The organism is Cupriavidus sp. PET2-C1 (assembly GCF_054515855.1).
Genome location: NZ_JBTNRJ010000003.1, coordinates 76,299 through 93,514, shown reverse-complemented (window position 1 = coordinate 93,514; position 17,216 = coordinate 76,299). Strand labels below are relative to the sequence as shown.

General features: G+C 68.0%; 17 protein-coding genes and 1 pseudogene. 7 read left to right on the top strand and 11 right to left on the bottom strand.

All coding sequences use genetic code 11. The features are described from left to right. Positions 1-236: 236 nt before the first annotated feature. Positions 237-965, bottom strand: coding sequence for a HisA/HisF-related TIM barrel protein (locus ACX12D_RS34100; protein ID WP_441632940.1), 729 nt, complete (start codon positions 963-965; stop codon positions 237-239). Positions 966-974: 9 nt separating this feature from the next. Here ACX12D_RS34100 and ACX12D_RS34095 point away from each other — a divergent pair, with 9 nt between their 5' ends. The 3 genes from ACX12D_RS34095 to ACX12D_RS34085 are packed head-to-tail and all read left to right on the top strand — an operon-like array spanning position 975 to position 3,679. Further along, the gene (locus tag ACX12D_RS34095; RefSeq protein WP_459377076.1) at positions 975-1,970 is read left to right on the top strand and encodes an ATP-grasp domain-containing protein; all 996 of its coding nucleotides are present in this window, start codon (positions 975-977) and stop codon (positions 1,968-1,970) included. Next, a complete protein-coding gene (locus ACX12D_RS34090; protein ID WP_459377075.1) occupies positions 1,960-3,042 on the top strand; it encodes a hydantoinase/oxoprolinase family protein in 1,083 nt (360 codons plus the stop codon). The genes ACX12D_RS34095 and ACX12D_RS34090 overlap by 11 nt, the downstream gene beginning before the upstream one ends. A gap of 37 nt (positions 3,043-3,079) precedes the next feature. Beyond that, positions 3,080-3,679: an amino acid kinase family protein gene (locus tag ACX12D_RS34085; RefSeq protein WP_459377074.1), complete on the top strand. Its 600-nt coding sequence runs from the start codon at positions 3,080-3,082 to the stop codon at positions 3,677-3,679. 11 nt (positions 3,680-3,690) lie between these two features. On the opposite strand, the gene ACX12D_RS34080 is transcribed toward ACX12D_RS34085, so the two are convergent. Genes ACX12D_RS34080 through ACX12D_RS34065 form a run of 4 tightly spaced genes read right to left on the bottom strand, consistent with a single transcriptional unit; the run spans position 3,691 to position 7,032 of the window. After that, positions 3,691-4,395 carry a (5-formylfuran-3-yl)methyl phosphate synthase gene (locus ACX12D_RS34080; protein WP_459377073.1) on the bottom strand — a complete coding sequence of 235 codons (705 nt, stop codon included), beginning with the start codon at positions 4,393-4,395 and terminating at the stop codon, positions 3,691-3,693. Further along, on the bottom strand, positions 4,392-5,021 hold the full coding sequence (locus tag ACX12D_RS34075) for a DUF447 domain-containing protein (protein WP_459377072.1): 630 nt from the start codon (positions 5,019-5,021) through the stop codon (positions 4,392-4,394). Before ACX12D_RS34075 ends, ACX12D_RS34080 begins: the two co-directional genes overlap by 4 nt. Beyond that, positions 5,018-6,403: a DUF6513 domain-containing protein gene (locus ACX12D_RS34070; RefSeq protein ID WP_459377070.1), complete on the bottom strand. Its 1,386-nt coding sequence runs from the start codon at positions 6,401-6,403 to the stop codon at positions 5,018-5,020. The genes ACX12D_RS34075 and ACX12D_RS34070 overlap by 4 nt, the downstream gene beginning before the upstream one ends. Then, the gene (locus ACX12D_RS34065; protein ID WP_459377069.1) at positions 6,382-7,032 is read right to left on the bottom strand and encodes a flavoprotein; all 651 of its coding nucleotides are present in this window, start codon (positions 7,030-7,032) and stop codon (positions 6,382-6,384) included. The genes ACX12D_RS34070 and ACX12D_RS34065 overlap by 22 nt, the downstream gene beginning before the upstream one ends. Positions 7,033-7,321: 289 nt before the next feature. Between ACX12D_RS34065 and ACX12D_RS34060 the strand changes: the two genes are divergently transcribed. Then, the gene (locus ACX12D_RS34060; protein ID WP_459377068.1) at positions 7,322-7,849 is read left to right on the top strand and encodes a dihydroneopterin aldolase; all 528 of its coding nucleotides are present in this window, start codon (positions 7,322-7,324) and stop codon (positions 7,847-7,849) included. Between the two features lie 69 nt (positions 7,850-7,918). On the opposite strand, the gene ACX12D_RS34055 is transcribed toward ACX12D_RS34060, so the two are convergent. The 5 genes from ACX12D_RS34055 to ACX12D_RS34035 form a co-directional block, all read right to left on the bottom strand. Beyond that, positions 7,919-8,848, bottom strand: coding sequence for a triphosphoribosyl-dephospho-CoA synthase (locus tag ACX12D_RS34055; RefSeq protein ID WP_459377066.1), 930 nt, complete (start codon positions 8,846-8,848; stop codon positions 7,919-7,921). After that, positions 8,845-9,819, bottom strand: a complete 975-nt coding sequence (locus ACX12D_RS34050) for an ATP-grasp domain-containing protein (protein ID WP_459377065.1) — start codon at positions 9,817-9,819, stop codon at positions 8,845-8,847. Before ACX12D_RS34050 ends, ACX12D_RS34055 begins: the two co-directional genes overlap by 4 nt. Position 9,820: 1 nt before the next feature. Continuing rightward, positions 9,821-10,828 carry a methenyltetrahydromethanopterin cyclohydrolase gene (gene mch, locus ACX12D_RS34045; protein ID WP_459377064.1) on the bottom strand — a complete coding sequence of 336 codons (1,008 nt, stop codon included), beginning with the start codon at positions 10,826-10,828 and terminating at the stop codon, positions 9,821-9,823. A 39-nt stretch (positions 10,829-10,867) separates the two neighbouring features. Further along, positions 10,868-11,773: an NAD(P)-dependent methylenetetrahydromethanopterin dehydrogenase gene (locus ACX12D_RS34040; protein ID WP_459377063.1), complete on the bottom strand. Its 906-nt coding sequence runs from the start codon at positions 11,771-11,773 to the stop codon at positions 10,868-10,870. Positions 11,774-11,870: 97 nt separating this feature from the next. Further along, entirely contained in the window at positions 11,871-12,926 is a 1,056-nt protein-coding gene (locus ACX12D_RS34035) for a beta-ribofuranosylaminobenzene 5'-phosphate synthase family protein (protein WP_459377062.1), read from the bottom strand. Between the two features lie 112 nt (positions 12,927-13,038). Between ACX12D_RS34035 and ACX12D_RS34030 the strand changes: the two genes are divergently transcribed. After that, positions 13,039-13,251 carry a hypothetical protein gene (locus tag ACX12D_RS34030; RefSeq protein ID WP_459377061.1) on the top strand — a complete coding sequence of 71 codons (213 nt, stop codon included), beginning with the start codon at positions 13,039-13,041 and terminating at the stop codon, positions 13,249-13,251. A gap of 75 nt (positions 13,252-13,326) precedes the next feature. Here ACX12D_RS34030 and ACX12D_RS34025 read toward each other — a convergent pair whose 3' ends face one another. Then, positions 13,327-14,763 (bottom strand): pyridoxal phosphate-dependent decarboxylase family protein, encoded by a 1,437-nt coding sequence (locus ACX12D_RS34025; protein ID WP_459377060.1) that lies wholly within the window; start codon positions 14,761-14,763, stop codon positions 13,327-13,329. Between the two features lie 198 nt (positions 14,764-14,961). On the opposite strand from ACX12D_RS34025, the pseudogene ACX12D_RS34020 reads away from it, so the two are divergent. Then, a pseudogene (locus ACX12D_RS34020) lies at positions 14,962-15,677 on the top strand (IS30 family transposase); the annotation flags it as partial. 276 nt (positions 15,678-15,953) lie between these two features. Beyond that, positions 15,954-16,982, top strand: a complete 1,029-nt coding sequence (locus tag ACX12D_RS34015) for a MerR family transcriptional regulator (RefSeq protein ID WP_459377059.1) — start codon at positions 15,954-15,956, stop codon at positions 16,980-16,982. Positions 16,983-17,216: the final 234 nt, after the last annotated feature.

Genomic DNA, 17,216 nt, shown 5'->3' with positions numbered 1-17,216 from the left:
GAGCGCCATCTGCCCGCCACGGCGAGCGCAAGGCGCCTGGCGAAGGGGAACCCGCAGCGCAAGGGATGCGCCAGGGGCCGGAGCAACGAGACAACCGGTGCTCCGTGCGCGGGGCAACCTGTCACCCCGCTTGGTTGCGCATGCGGCGCCAAGCCGCGCCGGCGCGCCGTGGCAGGCTGGCATGGAACGTGTTTATGCCTGCTTGTATGTTTGCTTGAGGGTACCGGGTGCGCGGATCAGGGGGACTTTCCTCCCTGGCCAGCCGGCGGGATACGGAGATCGTGAATGGCCGATGCAACCAGCCAGGCGCTGGCCCCGGCATGCGCGGCGGCGGCCAGGTCGGCGCCATCGCGAATGCCGCCGGCGCCGACCAGCCTGCGCCCGGCGCCCGCTTGCGCGCGGATAGCCGCGAGCGTCGCCAGGTCGGGCCCTTCGAACGCGCCGACGCGATCCAGCGCCATCACGATCAGTTGCGCCGGCCATGCGGCACTGGCCTGCCACCATGCCGCGTTGCCCAGCGGCATGCCATGGCGCCGGTCGAGCGAGAGCACGGCGCCGGGCCAGGTGTCGAAGGGCGGTGCGCTGCCTGCCGCGGCGGGCGGCTCGCACAAGCTTTCGCTGCCGAACACCGGCACCACCCGCGCGCCCTTGCCGTGCAGCGCAGCCAGTGCCGCAGTGGCCTGCGCGGCATTGGAGAAGCCGGCGTCCAGCCAGAGTTCGGTTTCCGGCAAGGCCCGGCAAAGGGCCTGCAACGCCACAAGCTGGGCTGCGCGCCCCGTGAGCGCGTCGAGGTCGGCGATATACAGCGTGCGGCTGGCGCAATACGCAAGCATCGCCCGCGCCAGTGCCACCGGATCGCTGCCCGGATGCAGGCCGGACACGATGGGGCGGTACTGGTCGCGCTGGCCGCGCACCGCTCGGACAACGCGGCCGTCGAGAAGATCGATGACTGGGATGATGTGCATGGAGAGGGAATGATGACGCGTATGTTCGTCTATGAATATGTCAGTGGGGGCGCCATGGACACCCGCGCGGTGCCGCACCTGCTGCGCCAGGGCAGGGCCATGCGTGACGCGATGATCGCAGATTTGGCGCGCATCGGCGACGTGGCGCTCACCTGCGTGGCGCTGCCCGGCGAGCTGCCAGCGGATTGCCATGGCGCGCACAAGGTGAGCTGGTGCGCGCGCATGCCCGGCGAGGACACGGCGGACTTTGTGCGCCGCCAGGCGGCTTGCCACGACGTGAGCTGGGTCGTGGCGCCGGAATCCGAGGGGGTGCTGCTGAGCCTGCACTACATGGTGGGCGACGCGCGCTGGCTGGGCTGCGACGCCGGCGCGATCGCGCTGGCCACCAGCAAGCGCGCCACCGCGCAGCGGCTTGCCGCGCTCGGCGTCGCCGCGACCCGGCCATGGAGCGAAGGGGACGCGGCCGAGCCCGGGCGCTGGGTGGTCAAGCCGGACGATGGCGCGGGATCGGTGGCGACGTACGCCTACGACGGTTTCGACGCGGCGCATGCAGCCTGGCTGCGGCGGCTCGCGCGGGGCGAGCCGGTGGTGCTGGAGCCCTGGGTGGAGGGCGAGCCGCTAAGCCTGTCGCTATTGTGCGGCCCGGGCGGCACCGAACTGCTGAGCGTGAACGCGCAGCGCATTCGCGTCGATGCGCGCGGGCAGGTGCACGACGACGGCGTGCAGATCAATGCCATCGAACGCGAGGGTTCGGCGGGCCGCTGGCTGGCGGACGTGGCAGCGTGCGTGGCGGCGGGCATGCCGGGCTTGCGGGGGTTCGTCGGTATCGATCTGGTCTGGCACCCCGGGCGCGGCCCCGTGGTGATCGAGGTGAATCCTCGGGTGACCTGCGCCTATGCGGGCCTGTCAGCCGAACTGGGCCGCAACCTGGCCTGCGAGATGCTGGCGGGACACCAGATCCTGGCCGAGCGCCTGGTCGCCAATGGAGCCTCCCATGGCCGCTGAGCGCGTTGTCTACGGGTGGGACCTGGGCGGCGCCAATATCAAGGCAACCCGCCTGGAGGACGGCGTCGTGCGCGATATCGCGCAGTGGGCTTGTCCCTTGTGGCAGGGCTTGCATCTGCTGGACGACGTGCTGGCGCAGGCGCGCGCGCGCTGGCCCGATTGCGGGCACGCCGAGCACGCAATCACCATGACCGGCGAAATGGTCGACCTGTTCGAGCACCGCGAGGCCGGCGTGGTGGCGCTGGCTGACATCATGTGGGGCGCCTTTGGTGAGCGCGCCGTCTTCTTCGCCGGCGCCGCGGGCTGGCGCACGCGGCGCCAGGTGGCGGCGGACTGGCAGCACATCGCCTCGGCCAACTGGGTGGCGACCGCCCGCATGGCGGCTGAGCGCATCGGTCACGGCGTGCTGGTGGACATCGGCACCACCACCAGCGACCTGATTCCCATCGTGGATGGCGAGGTGGCGGCGCAGGGACGCGACGATGCTGGCCGGCTTGCTTGCGGCGAACTGGTGTACCTGGGCGTGGCGCGCACGCCCCTGTGCGCGCTGGCGCGCCGCGTCGCCTTGAAGGGCACCAGCTACAACGTGATGAACGAGCTGTTCGCCACCACCGCCGATGTGTACCGGATCACGGGAGAGCTGCCCGACGCGCACGATCCCCACCCGGCCGCGGACGGCGGCGCCAAGACGCCGGAGGCAACACGGCAGCGGCTGGCCAGGATGATCGGCCACGATGCGCGCGACGCGCCACCGGCGGCATGGCTTGAGGTCGCGCGCGAGTGGCGGCTGGCCCAGATCGCGGCGCTGGGCGACAACCTGCTGCGTGTCATCGACCGGTCCGGCTTGCCGCCGGACGCGCCGCTGATCGGCGCGGGCTGCGGGCATTTCCTGGCGCGCGATCTGGCTGGCCGGCTCGGCCGTCCCTATCGGGCCTTTGAAAACCTCACAGGCGTGGCGCCGGCCCACACGGAGTGGGCGCGCGTGTGCGCCCCCAGCGTTGCCGTGGCGGTACTGCTGTGGCAAGCGAGGGGCGAGGCAGTCGCGATGGACGGCACGCAGGCATGCCAATGACGTGTTGCCGGTGTGCCGCACTGAAGGGGGAGTCCCTGTGCACGTCATAAAGATCGGCGGCAGCCTTGGCCGCGACCCACTGTTACGAGACTGGCTGCGGGAACTGGCCGCGCGCGGCGGCGGGCGCGTGGTGGTGGTGCCGGGTGGCGGCGTGTTTGCCGACCAGGTGCGCGAATACCAGGCGCAATGGGCTTTCGACGACCTGGTTGCGCACAATATGGCGGTGCTGGCCATGGTCCAGTACGGCTTGATGTTGCAAGGCCTGTGCCACGGCCTGACGGTGGCCGCCGACGACAATGCGATCCGTGCCGTGCTGCGCGATGGCGGCGTTGCGGTATGGACGCCGTTGGACCTGCTGCGCACAGCGCCGGACGCGTTGACGAACTGGGACGCGACTTCCGACAGCATGGCCGCGTGGCTGGCCAGCCGGCTTGGCGCGCGGCGGTTGGTACTGGTCAAGTCGTGCCCGCTCAAGCCGGGGATGACGCTGGCACAGTATGCGCACGCCGGGGTGGTCGACCGCGGCTTCTGCCATTACACACGCGACGCGGCATATCCGGTCGAGCTTCTGCAAAAGGAGGATCTGCAGCGCTTGCGTGCGTTGTTCAGCGGCGCCCCGCGAGGCGGGGTCGCGTAGACGTGCGCTGCTCAGGCCGGCTGCGATTCCAATGCGGCCGCCGGGTGCAAACCAGCGCGCAGCGCCGCCACTTTGGCCGGATCGAGGTGCCCAGCGCGCCCGCCGTCGCACAGCGCCCCACGGAAGCCGGCAAAGTCCGGCGCCAGCGCATGCAGCCGCGGCAGATGTTCGAGCTGTAGTGAGCCGGCCAGGCCAACCTTGACGCCCCCGGCCCGTGCGATGCGGGTCATGGCCGCGAGCGTGGCCATGTCGACGCAGTCGAACAGGCTGCCCGCCTGCTTGCCCGCCGTATCGGCCATCACCGCCGGAAAGCCCATCCCGCAGGCCTCTTCAACCAGCTTCAGGTTCACCCCATGGTCGGCCAGGAACACCGGCACCACCTGCCATGGCAGGGTGGCCAGGCGCCGTAAGGCTTCGCGCGCGTGCTCGCCGGGCGCCACGCCCACCTTGACGTAGTCGACGCCGCATTCGCCAATGGTGTTGGCCATCAGCATCATGACGGCATGCTCGGCCGGCGCCAGGTCGCCGATCGTCGCGCTCAGCAAGCGCCCGGGCCAGCGTGCGCGCACCGCGCCAACCACCTCGCGCACGGTTGGCGCGGGCAGCGCGCCGAGCGCCCCCGCCCTGGGCTCCTTCAGGTCGATCAGGTCGGCCCCCGCGGTGGCGGCTTGCAGGGCCTCCACCTCATTGCGTACGCTGGTCAGCAGGGATGTCATCGGGTCTTCTCCAGGGTGGGCTCGGGGGCGGCGCTGTGGCCGGTATTGCCTGTATGCCAGGCCGCGACGCGGTCCTGCAGCCATTGCCATGCTTCGCGCTCCGCCGCGCCGGCGGTCTTGTCGATGGCGATCTGCAGGTAGGCCATCTCGCGGGCGATCTTGTCGGCCGGCAGCAGGTGCAGCCGGCTGACCAGCACCGCGCCTTCGATGACTGCCGCTTGCGCGCGGTTGAATCCGGGAAAGTCACCGTGACGGGCCTCGTGCACGCGGCCCATGCGCAGCGAAGGCCGCGCGGGATCGCCGCCTTGCTGCATCAGCCGCAGTTCGATGTGGCTCAGCGCGCTGGCCAGCCGCACGCCATGGATCCGCTCCGTCGGCACGGTGGGCCACTGGCGGCGGCCGGCGAGGCAGCCGGCAAAGACGCGCACGTCCGTGGTCAGGTTGACCACGGCGGTGCCGGTGCCGACGATGTTGTCGTAGGTGGCGGAGGGCCTGAACGGCATCAGCACGATGTCGCTGCCCTGGTAGCGCACGCCCATCGGCGCGATATGTGCCGCTCCGTCCGCCGAGACGGTGGTGACAACGGTTTCGTAGATCACGTCATTGCTCATGGTGCTTGCCCTCATGCCCGCTTTCGCATGGTGGCGCCCGGTGCGCACCATGCGGTCAGATCCTGCGCATCGCGCTCGGCCGCGCAGCCCCAGTCCAGCGGCTGGTCCTGTACGTAGCGCTTGCCCAGGCGCCAGGCGATCTCCGCGCGCGCCAGTTCCACACCCAGGTAGAAGGCGTGGTTGCCGTCGTGCTCCAGTTGCAGCCGGGGAAACAGGGTGAAGGGGTCGGCGGCCACGTGGTGCCCGTCGCGGTTGTAGGCGTGTATCCCTTGCTCGGAGACCTGCACGCGGAAGTTCGGGTCACGGATCGCGCTGGCGGTCTCGGCGATTTCCTCCGGCGTATCAGGGTAGGGCTCGCGCGCATGCAGCGTCATCATCTGATCGGTGATGCCTTTGGGCAGGGCGTTGTGCTCGCGCGCGGCGTACATCATCCGGCGCGCCACGTCTGCTTCGCGAATGGCGCGGCGCGCATGGCCGCTGACCTGGGTGGTCAGGATCGCCGAAGCGTGCAGCTCCACCGCGATGCCCATCAGGATGGCGTTGATGCCGCCGGTGTCCGCCTCGGTCAGCTCGGTCAGGTTGCCCACGCCGAGCATGATGGGCGCCTTGGGAAAGCGTTGGCGCAGCCGCTCGTAGCGCCCGAGCGAGGCCAGCAGGCCGAACGGGATCGGGTCGAGAATGGCGTCGGCGATATAGGCCCGGCCGCGCTGTTCCATGGCTTCGATCGCCGCGTACAGCGACGCTTCGTCGCCCGGCTGCTGCGGCACCAGGATCGGCGTGGCGGCGACTTCGTCCGTCACCCACAGGGTGTCCAGGGTCAGGCTAAGCAGGTAGTCCGCGCCGGCCTTGCCGCCGCGCATCAATTCGCCGGCGTTCATCGAATCCACGCTGACTAGGAAGCCCTCCGCCTTCAGCGCGCGCACCGTGTCCTCCAGGTGCGGGAAGGGCGTGGCGGGCAGGCAGCCAAGGTCGATGACGTCGGCGCCATCCGCCCGGTGCCGGCGCGCCCGCGCGCATACGCTTTCGATATCGAGCTGGGGCGCGTCGACGATCTCGGCGAAGATGGCGATGTCGTGCCGCGACAGGTCGACCGGCTTGGCCTTTCGATTGAAGAACTGCGGCAGGTCCTTGAGCTCTTCCGGCCCGCGCTCCACCGGCATGCCGTAGTGCAGCGACAGTGCATCCAGATCGCCGCGGCAGCGGCCCGGCACGATGATGCGGTCCGCCACCACGGGCGCGGCCACCCGGCGGCGCACCAGGTCGGCAGTCATCAGTGCAGCCACCTGCACGCCGATTTCGCGGATCTCCCAGGAGAACGGCGCGGGCTCCAGGCTCCGCAGCACGCGTTCCAGGCCTTTTTCCGCCAGGCGGCCGGTCAGGAAGACGATGTGTTCCATGTCAGTGTCAGTGCCTTCAGTCGTTGATCCAGCGTGCGCCGCAGCGCGTCAATGGAACACACCACTTCGCAATGGTCGATACGCCGCAGCCGTTCCACGTTCTCCAGTTCGATATTGCGGGGATGCAGCTTCAGCCAGCCGTCCGGCCCCTTGGTGACCACCACGGGCTCCGTGTCGCACGCATACACGATGCCGGGGATGCCGAGCTTGCCCGCCTGGGCGAGGATATTGGTTGGCAGCGTGTCGGAGATGCCGGCGACGCATTTGGCCACGGTATTGCTGGTGGCCGGCGCGACGATGGCGGTATGGTAGCGGCGCGCATAGAACATGCCGACCGGTGCGGCGCTGGCCGTCTTGTCGCGGAAGACCCGGAAGCGCGCTTTCAGGTCCTTCAGCTGCATGCCGTAGATCGCCAGCACTTCCTCGGCCGCGCGCGACAGGAACAGGTCTACATCGGGCAGGGCCGCGGCCAGCGCCAGGCTTTCTTCGAGGAAATGCCCGGAGCCGGTGATGGCCCAGGCAAAGCGCGGGGCGCCATCGCTCGGGGCACGGGCTTCCGGGCCGTCGTTGCCGATGACGGTAAATCCTTCGGCGTCGAGGTGAAGGGCTGCTGATGGGGGGGGCAACATGCGGCTCGCTAAGATGATCGACCTGGGCTGTAACGATTGCAGGAGTCGTGCCTGGCATTGGCGCCTTGATCCGCAAGGCCTTGGCGGTGGATTGCGCCGGCTCGACTGCGCCGTCGGCGGGACAGGTTGTGTCGTTCGGTTGCCTATGTCCCGCGGCCGCGCGCCACACTGGCCGGCCGCCGGGCCGCGTCGGAACTGGGACGCTGGCCCGTGCGTTCGTGTGGCCTGCTTCTTGCGAGACGGGCACGGGAGCGTGGTCGCCGGCCGCGCGCTGTTGCAAGGAGGGCAGATGAAACGAGACGACATGATGTTGCAGGCTGAAGTGGCGAGGTTCGGCCTGCTGCCGGGCCTGATGGCGGAATCCATGGCCGCCCGTGAGGCGCCGGCGTCCTCGCCCGGGTCGATGGACCTGATCTTTATCGAGGGCTTCGAAGGACAGACCATCATCGGCATCGACGACAGCGAGCTGCGCACCCCGCAGCCGCTGCGTATCGACCTGACCGCCGGGCTGGCGCGCAGCGGCGCCTGCAGCAGCGACCGGATCGGCGACACCATCGACTACGGCAAGGTGCGCACCGCGTTGCGGGAGTTGATGGCCACGCACCGCCTGCAACTGCTCGAAGCCTTTGCCGAGCGCGTGGCCCAATTGCTGCTGGAGGATTTTGGCGCGCACTGGGTGCGCGTCGTAGTGGTCAAGCCGAAGAAATTCGATGACGTTGACACGGTGGGGGTTGCGATAGAGCGGCGGCGGGACGAGTCACCGCGCGCGCGCGATCCTGGGCACGGCTGGATGGATCGGGGCGCCGTCAACGTCTAGGGCTGTACCGGCGTGGCGCCGGAACAGCCCTGCGCCACGCCGATTTGCGCTACCCGGTGCTACCCGGTGCTACCCGGTGTGGACAATCCCGGCGGCCGGGCGCGGATCGATCGGCATGACGCATAGCGCCGAATCGAGGCAGCCCGCGATCATCGCGCTGGCCACCGTCAGGTCGGCGCTGGTGCCGGGGTTCAAGCCACCGGCTTTCAGCTCGCGGTCCCAATGCGCCAGTTCGTCCGGGCCGATTGACTGGCCAGCCTCGAAGCGCCAGTGGAACAGGCGCGCCCGAGCGCTCACGCGCCTTGCCGCCGGCAGCCCATGCTTGCGCGCGATATGCGAGTCCGGAAAGCGCGCCAGGAAGGCGAGGTGGACGGCAGTCACCGCCCGATGCAGCCGCTCGGGCCAGGGGCCGTGCCCGGCCAGGTGCCGGCGCAGCACCGGCAGGCCGAGGGTGAAGACGTCGGCGTAGCCGTTCGCATACTGGCGCGCCACGGTATCGCGCATGGCGGCCAGGTGCATGGCGGCGCGCAGGTTGACCGTTGGCCTGGCGGCCACGTCCTGCTCCGGCGCCGCGCCAAGGCCGGCCGGCATGGCGTGCGCGATCGCGCGATAGGCGGCCTCGGCATCGGCCACGGTCAGGCCCGCCAGTACCGCCTCGGTCCGCTTGCGGAGCGTTTCGGCATCGCGCGGCGGCTCGCCTTGCGCGGCGGCGGCCAGCGGCGCGCAGAGCAGCAGGATGCCAAGATTGGTGTTGCACCGCGCCACCGCCTGCGTTTGCGCGACCGCCTCCTCGATACGCGCGCCGACCGTGAGCGCGGCATCGGTCAATGGTGCCAGTGCCGCCGCCGCGCTGTCCAGGAAGAGCCTGGCAGTCATGCCGTGGCCGGGGGCATCCATGCTGACGTTGCCCGGTTTGGCCACCGCCACGTCCAGCGTGCACGCCCACAGGAATGCCGCCGCGGCATTGCCGGTCACGCTGTTGTCCGGTGCCGTTCTCACGCCACGGCTCCCTGGCGCGCCGAGGGCAGCTTGCGCTCCAGCAGATCATCGACGAGCAGGCCGGCGATATCGACCGCCGTGACGGATTGCAGCCCATGCCAGGCCGCCACGCCATTGACCTCGATGACCATCGCCTGATCCGTGTCTTCCCCGTCACCGACGGGAACGAGATCCACGCCGGCGTAGTCGAGGCCAAGCGCTTCGGTTGCGCGCACGGCAAGTGCAGCCAGCGCCGGCGTGATGTCGGCGTGCTCGCAGCTGGCACCTTGCGCCACATTGTGAATCCAGCCGTGGCTGACGCGGCGCATGGCCGCCACCGCCCGTGCGCCGACCACCAGCACGCGCCAGTCGAACCCAGGCCTGCCGGGCGCGGCCGCAGAGGGGACGAAGCGCTGCAGGTAGGCCACATGCCGGTATGCCGCCAGCGCAGGCATCGGCACGGGCGCGTGGTCTGCCTCGACCGTGCCGATGCGCTGCAGCCCCTTGCCCTGCGAGCCGAACAGCGGCTTGAGCACCAGCGCGCGCCCGGCAGCGCTCTCGCGCATCACCGTGCGCTGCGCGTGCGGCGCGGATTCGCTCACCCAGGTCGCGGGCGTGGGAATGCCGGCCAGATGCAGCAGGAAGCTGGTCATGCCCTTGTCCACGCTGCGCTCGATGGCGCGCGCGTCGTTGTACACGGGCACGCCCAGTTCGCGCAGCGCGTGCAGGATGCCCAGCCGCAGCGTGACCTGCTCGAAGCTGCCGGACGCGAGGCCGCGCACGATCACGGCATCTGGCAGGGCGCGCCCATAGCCTGGGATCGCCAGCCCGTGCCAGGCCCACGTGGTGTCGATCCGGCAATCGGCCAGGTCCACGCAGCGGCCTTCGCAGCCGCGTTCGCGCAGCGCCCGCTTCAGCGTGGCGGTGTGCCAGCCGGTTTCGTCGGTCATGATGGCGACGCGTAGCGGGCCGCGCGCAGGGGAGACGGCCATGTCAGGCTTCCTGCAGCCATTGGCCGCGCAGCAGCGGCAGGTTCAGCGCGCCCGCGTGCCACGTCCGGCCGGAAGCGAGGTTGCTGACCCATGCCTCGGCGGGCGCGAACAGGGCCGGGTCGATGCGGTAGAAGTCGTTGCCATATTCCCTGAACACTTCGCCGAAGGGGCGCCCATAGTCGCGCGACCTGGCCGAGGGGAGCGCGAGGGCAAGCGCCCGGGCGGCATCGTCGTCGGTGTCGACCGTCAGGTGCACGCTGCCGCCGTACAGGATGGCGTCGTTGGTGCGGCCCATCGCATCGCCCGCATCGGCGCCCGGTGGCGGCAGTGGCGCAACACCGCTGCCGCCGACGATGCGGTCCAGCGGGAAGCCGAGCACGTGCGCCTTGTGTAGCGCGACCTCCAGCACGCGGCCCACCACCTGCGTGGTGCCGGCCAGGCTTGCCGTCGGCGTCAGGATCACGGTCAGTTGCCCGGGCTGCAGTCCGCAGTCCCGCAGAATCTTCTGGATGACGACCTCCGGCGGCGTGCGGTCGACTTCCAGTACCAGGCAGGCGCCGCCGTCACCGTCGCGCAGGCTGTCGCGGTAGCCGAGCGCCTCGAACAGCGTTTCCTTGCCAGCGAGCGCGCGCGCCGGGCCGGAGCCCAGCGCGAAGAACTTCCTGCCGCCGGTTTCCTCCTTGCTGGCGCTCAGGCTCCAGCCGGCGTACTGGCTGGCCAGGCAGGCCAGCACAGGCTGCCCGCTGCTGACCTCGATTTGCGTGGGCCAGCCTTCGCGGCCGTGGCGCAACCGCACCTGACCCAGTCCGCCCATGCAGATCGCGGCGATGGCAACGCCCGCCTCGACGCTGCCTCGGGTCTCGACGCCGGCATCGACGAGGCGCACGCCCTGTGGCCCTTCGGAGACTGCGATCTGCCATTCGGCGCGATGGCCGAGCAGGTGCGAGACGAGCGGCTGGCTAAGCGCGTTGACGCTCAGCGCGGCGGTGGGATTCGTTGTGCTTGGCATGGTGCCTCGGTTCGGTGGTGGTGGGCCTGGGCCTTGCGCTCAGGACAGTTCGGCCCCGACTGCGCGCGCCATCGCCATGGCTTCGGGCAAGCCCAGGTAGACTGGGTTGGTGGCTTCGCGCATCGCGAGGAACAGCCGGTGCTGGACCTGGTACTTGATATTGCCGATGGCGAGCGCACCGACCCCCACGGCTTGGCCAGCGGCGATGGGCTTGCCGTCGTCCATGGCATCCACGCCGGCGATGCCGGCCGGCGGGACGGCGTTGACGTCGGCGGCCACCAGCAGCTTGCCCGCGGCGGCACGGTTCGCCTCGCTGACGACCTGGACGCCGGCGCTCGCGGTGGCGAAGACGACTTCGGCTTCGGCCAGCGCGGCCCGCAGCATGTCTGCCGAGCGGATCAGGATGCCTTCGGTCTGGGCGCTGAAGCGTTCGTTGGTTTCCCGGCTGATGCGGGTGGCCTGAGTGTCGTCGGTGCGGTTGGACAGCCATACCCGAGCGCCTAGTTGGGAGGCCAGCGCTCCCGCCACGCGGCCCACGGCGCCGCCGCCGCCAAGCACTAGCACCCTGCGGCCGGAGAAATCGGTTTGATGCACCTTGCGCAGTTGCCGCTCGACGGCGGCCACCAGCGCCGCGGCGGTGGTGTAGGAACCGCTGGGGTCGGCGAAGACGGACACCGCGAAAGGCGGCACCATGGCCTTGCGCGCCGCGTCGAGCATGTCGGCCGCCAGTACCACATCACGACCGCCGATGAAGACACCGGTGTTGGCGACGCCTTTCGGGCCGCGGGAGAAGATGGCGTCCTGGGTCAGGGCCGCGATGTTGTCGAGGCCGACTTCGGCGTAGGGGACGACGTGCTCGTAGCCGGCGTCGATGGCCATGTTGACGTCGAAGGGGCTGGCTTGCCGGGTTGGGGTGAACATGTGGAGGATGTAGGGGCGTGCCATTTGGGAGTGCTCCGTGGTCTGGGTGCTCAATATCAAGTCATTGGGAAGTAACAGCCGTCGGCGTTCCAAACGGTGTTGGCGCATCCTGTCACCAGCCTCACGCCGCACTGCGCTGCCGCGCCGATGGCACGACTTGCGCTCCACGATTGCCCCCTGTGACAATGCGTGCTTGCAGGAAGGGCCCCAACAGTCCTGCCGCGCGGATGTCTGCTACTGCCTGTTCGGCCGTGGCTTGCGAAGATACGATGGCGAAGCCGGTCGGGCCCCATGAGCTTTGCCCGACGGCTGCTGCGTTGGCGCCCGCCTGCTGCGAGATCCGGGCCAGCACGCGGCCGACCGCCGCACTGCTGTACACGCCGCCTTGCGCCGGCGCGAAGTAGCGGCCGATGACCTGCTGCAGGTGATTGACGCCTTGGGCGAAGGGCGCGAAGTCCTGCTCGGCTGCGGCGGGCAGGATCTGCATCAGCACGCGGTGGCAGAGATCGGCGGCCAGCGCCTGGGGAAAGGGCGGCAGCCCTTGCATCGCCTGTTTTTCCGCCGCGCCGTGCAGGCCGGTGCGGCTGGTGTCGAGCAGCAGCACGATACGCCAGTCGGCCGGGAAATCCAAACGCGCCATCAGCGGCGCCACGCTGCCCGTGCCAGGCGGGCCGCTATCCACCAGCAGCCCGCCGCGCTCGAATGCTGCGATGCCAACGCCGGAGCGGCCTCCGCGGCCTAGCAGGCTGGCGATGTCGGCGCCGGACCATGGCAGGCCGTGCAGCTTTGCAAACGCCCGGCCCAGCGCCAGTGCCAGCTGCGTGCCCGAGCCGAAGCCCGCATGCGCCGGCAGTACCTCATGCAGGCAGAGCGCGAGCGGTTGCTGGATGCCGCTGGCTTGCTTGAGCCGTTCCAGCCAGGCCGAGACGCGCGGGACTTCCTGCCGCGCGGCGTGGTCCGCCGCGGCGACCCGGTCTTGCGCGGCCGGGCCGAGGTCAAGGATGGTCGACGGGCCGCCGATCGACAAGCCGAGACTGCCGAAGCGCCGCCCAAGCGATGCGCCCGGGTCGAGAAAGCCCAGATGCAGGCGCCCGGTGGCGTGAATCCGGACCGCGCCGGGCGGGTTGATGCCATGACCTTCGTGGGTGAGCTTTTTGAGCTTTTCGAACGTTTGCATGGATGAAGACCTTTTGCGGTTCGCTTTGTCTGCCTGATCTAGCAAGCGGCATACCACTACGCCGCCGGCCCGCGGGGGACGCGGCGCGGCGGCGCTGGAGTGACAGCGTGTCATGGTCCGCGTTCCGCTTTGCGTACAAGGTGTCATGGCGCCGAGCCGGGTGCGGGTGGGCCGCGCTCAGGCCCCGGTCGCATGCCGTGACGCTGCCGCCTCTCGTGCGATCTCGATGCACCGCTGGTGCGATGCCTATGCCGAAAAAATGCGATTCCGCTTCCGGCTGAGCGACTTCGGCCGCCAGCGCATGTGGGATACCGGATTGCTGTGAGGCACCGCGCCGCGCACGCTCACCTGCGCTTAGCCTGACCGCGCTGTATCACGCCAGGACTTTTGTCGCCAAGATCTAGACGGACTGGATTCGCTCGAGCCTGGCGACATACCGCCAGGCTTCGACGATGCTGTCCGCGGCGCGATCGATGTCGTCCTCTTCGGTAGGCCAGGAGATGACCGACAGGCGCATGATTTCGCGGCCCTTCCAGCAGGCGCCGCTGACATAGCAGTCGCCCGTGGACTGTACGCGTGCCACCACGTCCCGGGTCAAACGGTTGGCACCGGCATCGTCCTCACCCGTACCAAAGCGGACGATGACCTGGTTGAGCGATACCTGGTTCAGCACAGTAATGCCGGCTTGCTCGTCCAGGCGCACAGCCATGCGGCGCGCGAGCCTGCAGTGGCGTGACACCATCTCGGCGATGCCCGCGCGGCCGAAATGGCGCAGCATGGCCCAGGTGGCGAAGCCGCGCGCACGGCGGGAAAGCTCCGGCACGTAGTGCGACGGATCGCGCTCGTCTTCGGCCGCATGGGGCAGGTAGCTGGCGGTAGCCGTCAGCGCGCGCCGGTGGGCTTCGGGATGGGCGACGATGGCATAGCCGCTGTCATACGGGGCCTGCAGCCATTTGTGCCCGTCGGTCGCCCATGAATCAGCCGCTTCGTAGCCGGCGGCGAGCGGCGCTGTCTCGGGGCACGCCCTGGCCCACAGGCCGAAGGCGCCATCCACATGCAGCCACGCGCCGCGTGCACGGATATCCGGCAGCATCTCCTGCACCGGATCGAACGCACCGGTATTGATCTGGCCAGCCTGCGCTATCACGATGGCGGGGCCTTCGCAGGCGGCCAGCGCTGAGCGAAAGGGCGCCAGCAGCATGGCGCCGTCGTGCCCACTCGGCACGCGCTTGACGCGATCCCGCCCGAACCCCAGCAAGCGCAGCGCGGCAAAGACAGATGTGTGGGCCTCGTCGCCGACCAGCACGTGGATCTCGGGTGCGCCGAACAGGCCCTGGGCCTCCACATCCCAGCCGGCCTTTTGCAGGACATGGGTGCGCGCGGCAGCGAGGCAGGCAAAGTTGGCCATGGTCGCGCCAGTGACAAAGCCCACGGAAGCACCGGCTGGCAGGCGGAGGATATCGAGCAGCCATCTTGCCGAGGTGTCCTCCGCGGCTGCGGCGGAGGGTGCGCCGTGGTGGTTGCCGCAGTTCTGGCCCCAGGCACTGGTGAGCCAGTCAGCGGCGACGCCGACTGGATGCGACGCACCTACGACCCAGCCAAAAAAGCCCGCACCGGTGGTCGGGAGCAAGCCGGATTCCGCCAGCGCGCGCAAGGCATCGATCGTGTCCGCCGCTGGCATGCCGCTTTCGGGCGTGGGGCCGTCCCATGCCTGGCGGCATGCCGCGTACGATCTGGCAGGCGGCTGCACGTTTTCCGCGACCGATTCCCGGTATCGCGTGGCCGCCGCGGCAGCGCGGCCTAATACACCGAGATCCCCTGTTTGCCTGCGCGACATACCAGTACTCTCCTGCAGCGAGATGCCGATCTCTTTCGAGAAGGGATGCTACACGAAATCGTCCTGCATTGAGGGGCTGGGCGCAGCAACGGGTGCCGGCGGTGGCGACATGCAAGGGCGCCCATGAGCGGGAACGCCGCGACCTGCGAGCCCATCGGCACGTCCGCCGTCATCACGGGGCGCTTCGCTTTCAGGTGGCTTCGATTGCAGTGGTCGCCAGAGCAGATTGCGGGTTGGCTTAAGCACGTGTAGGCGGTCAACAAGGACTATCAGGTGTCGCACGAGACAATCTATCGGAGCCTCTACATCCAGGCCCGTGGTGCGCTGAAAAGAGAGTTGCTGGAACACCTGCGCCGTTCTCGAGCCATGCGTAGATCGCGCCAACACACGCTGAAGACCGACGATCGTAGGAACATCCGGGATGCCGTATCGATCAGTGAACGCCCTGCCACGGCAGAGGATCGCGCGATACCCGGGCACTGGGAAGGCGATTTGCTGTTCGGCAGCGCCAACAGCCAGATTGCAACACTCGTCGAACGCCAGACCCAGTTCGTGATGCTGGTGAAGATAGCCAGCAAGGACTCCGAGGCTGTCGTCAACGCCCTGATCAAGCAGGCTGGCAAGCTGCCGCAGGAATTGTGCAAATCGCTGACTTGGGATCGTGGCACGGAGATGGCTGGTCACAAGCGCTTCACTGTCGCGACCGACATCAAGGTCTACTTCTGCGATCCTCAGCATCCGTGGCAATGCGGCTCGAACGAAAACACGAATGGCCTTCTGAGACAGTACCTCCCGAAAGGCACCAAGCCAAGCTCAACGCCATCGCCAGGCGGCTAAATGAGCGTCCGCGCAAGACACTAGACTTCGATACACCGGCTGAACGATTCCATCAAGCTGTTGCATCCACCGGTTGAATCCACAATCGACGCTGGCCATTGACGATTGCCGGACCCATGAGCGTCAGTTACCTGCACGAGTTCGATGTCCGCATTAGAGCGTTGAACTACCGAGCGCGACGACTGTGGCGGAGCCGGCCTGGCTATCGAACATCGGATCCGGAGGCCGCGTGTAAGGGGCGTTGAGGTGGAGACGCTGCATAGTCGACCGTAGAGCGGCATAGCTCTTTCCTCTTGACCCTCACGTAGCGTAAGGTCTTAGCCTCCATCGTGCGCACTTTAACGGAGGCTCGCATGTTTTTGAAAGTGGGAGAACTGGCGAAACGCAGCGGACTCACGGTTCGTACGCTGCACCACTATGATGCAGTCGGTCTTCTCACGCCTTCGGCGCGCGCCGATAACGGCTACCGCCTGTATGACCGCAACGACGTTGCCCGGCTTCACCTGATCCTGGCATTGCGTAGTTTTGGTCTCTCGCTCACCGAAATCGGCGCTTGTTTGGATCAGCCGGATATCCCACTCACATCCATCGTCGAACGGCAAATAGCAACACTTGATCAGCAGATCGAGCAGGCTGCGCGTCTGCGCGATCATCTGAAGCGATTGCGAGGCACGCTGATGGACGGAGAGGAGCCGGAGCTAGCCGATTGGCTCACTACGTTGGAGTTGATGACCATGTACGAAAAATATTTCTCTCAAGATGAACTTGCCCGCCTGCCTGTGTACCGCAATAACCCGGAAGCGGAGGCGGGATGGAGCGATCTTGTTGAGCAGGTACGGGCGCTGATGGAAAGTGGGACACCGCCGGAGCACGAAAAGCCTCGCGAGTTAGCGATCCGATGGATGACGATGCTTGTACGCGACACAAATGGCGATCCACGGTTGGCCGCAAAGCTAAACCATATGCACGACAACGAACCGTCGCTGCAGGCCCACATCGGGATCTCTTTGGCGCTACGCGACTACGTGCTTCGGGCATTCTCGGAATCAAAAATGCTGATCTACGAAAAATACCTGTCGCCTGACGAGATTCGCTTCATGCGCGCGAATTACGGCAGGCGGGCGATGGAGTGGCCCCAATTGATGGCCGACGTTCGAGATGCGATCGATGCAGGCATCACGCCTGATTCGCCGCAAGGTGCTGAGCTTGCGCGGCGCTGGCTCGATCTCTTCAGAAGCTACGCAGGAGATGACCCAGGTACACAGCTTAAATTCCGCAAGGCGCTGGAGAATGAGCCCGATCTCATGATCGGAACCTGGGCTGATGAGGCGCTGCTTACCTTCGTTCGTCAGGCTATATCGCGCGTGGTGCAATTGAACTGATCTACGGCGCACCGATACTTCAATCCGGTGAACGTTGTGCAACACACATCGTTCACCCCACTGCCGTCTATGCCAATTGGATCTTGTTGCTGAGAGGTCATTAGCGGATCGATACCAGTCGAAGGACGCTTGCTGGACGGCGGTGGCGACCGAACAGCGTGTCGCAGTAGAGCGTCACGCGGTGACGCTCAAAGTGCTGGATGATCTGACCGAAAGAGGACGCAAGCGCGCGGC

Bases quoted from the DNA above. Each gene is read 5' to 3' on its own strand.
- ACX12D_RS34100 (WP_441632940.1), bottom strand. From the start codon at position 965: ATGCACATCATCCCAGTCATCGATCTTCTCGACGGCCGCGTTGTCCGA.
- ACX12D_RS34095 (WP_459377076.1), top strand. From the start codon at position 975: ATGATGACGCGTATGTTCGTCTATGAATATGTCAGTGGGGGCGCCATG.
- ACX12D_RS34090 (WP_459377075.1), top strand. From the start codon at position 1,960: ATGGCCGCTGAGCGCGTTGTCTACGGGTGGGACCTGGGCGGCGCCAAT.
- ACX12D_RS34080 (WP_459377073.1), bottom strand. From the start codon at position 4,395: ATGACATCCCTGCTGACCAGCGTACGCAATGAGGTGGAGGCCCTGCAA.
- ACX12D_RS34075 (WP_459377072.1), bottom strand. From the start codon at position 5,021: ATGAGGGCAAGCACCATGAGCAATGACGTGATCTACGAAACCGTTGTC.
- ACX12D_RS34070 (WP_459377070.1), bottom strand. From the start codon at position 6,403: ATGGAACACATCGTCTTCCTGACCGGCCGCCTGGCGGAAAAAGGCCTG.
- ACX12D_RS34065 (WP_459377069.1), bottom strand. From the start codon at position 7,032: ATGTTGCCCCCCCCATCAGCAGCCCTTCACCTCGACGCCGAAGGATTT.
- ACX12D_RS34060 (WP_459377068.1), top strand. From the start codon at position 7,322: ATGAAACGAGACGACATGATGTTGCAGGCTGAAGTGGCGAGGTTCGGC.
- ACX12D_RS34050 (WP_459377065.1), bottom strand. From the start codon at position 9,819: ATGGCCGTCTCCCCTGCGCGCGGCCCGCTACGCGTCGCCATCATGACC.
- mch (WP_459377064.1), bottom strand. From the start codon at position 10,828: ATGCCAAGCACAACGAATCCCACCGCCGCGCTGAGCGTCAACGCGCTT.
- ACX12D_RS34040 (WP_459377063.1), bottom strand. From the start codon at position 11,773: ATGGCACGCCCCTACATCCTCCACATGTTCACCCCAACCCGGCAAGCC.
- ACX12D_RS34035 (WP_459377062.1), bottom strand. From the start codon at position 12,926: ATGCAAACGTTCGAAAAGCTCAAAAAGCTCACCCACGAAGGTCATGGC.
- ACX12D_RS34030 (WP_459377061.1), top strand. From the start codon at position 13,039: ATGGTCCGCGTTCCGCTTTGCGTACAAGGTGTCATGGCGCCGAGCCGG.
- ACX12D_RS34025 (WP_459377060.1), bottom strand. From the start codon at position 14,763: ATGTCGCGCAGGCAAACAGGGGATCTCGGTGTATTAGGCCGCGCTGCC.
- ACX12D_RS34015 (WP_459377059.1), top strand. From the start codon at position 15,954: ATGTTTTTGAAAGTGGGAGAACTGGCGAAACGCAGCGGACTCACGGTT.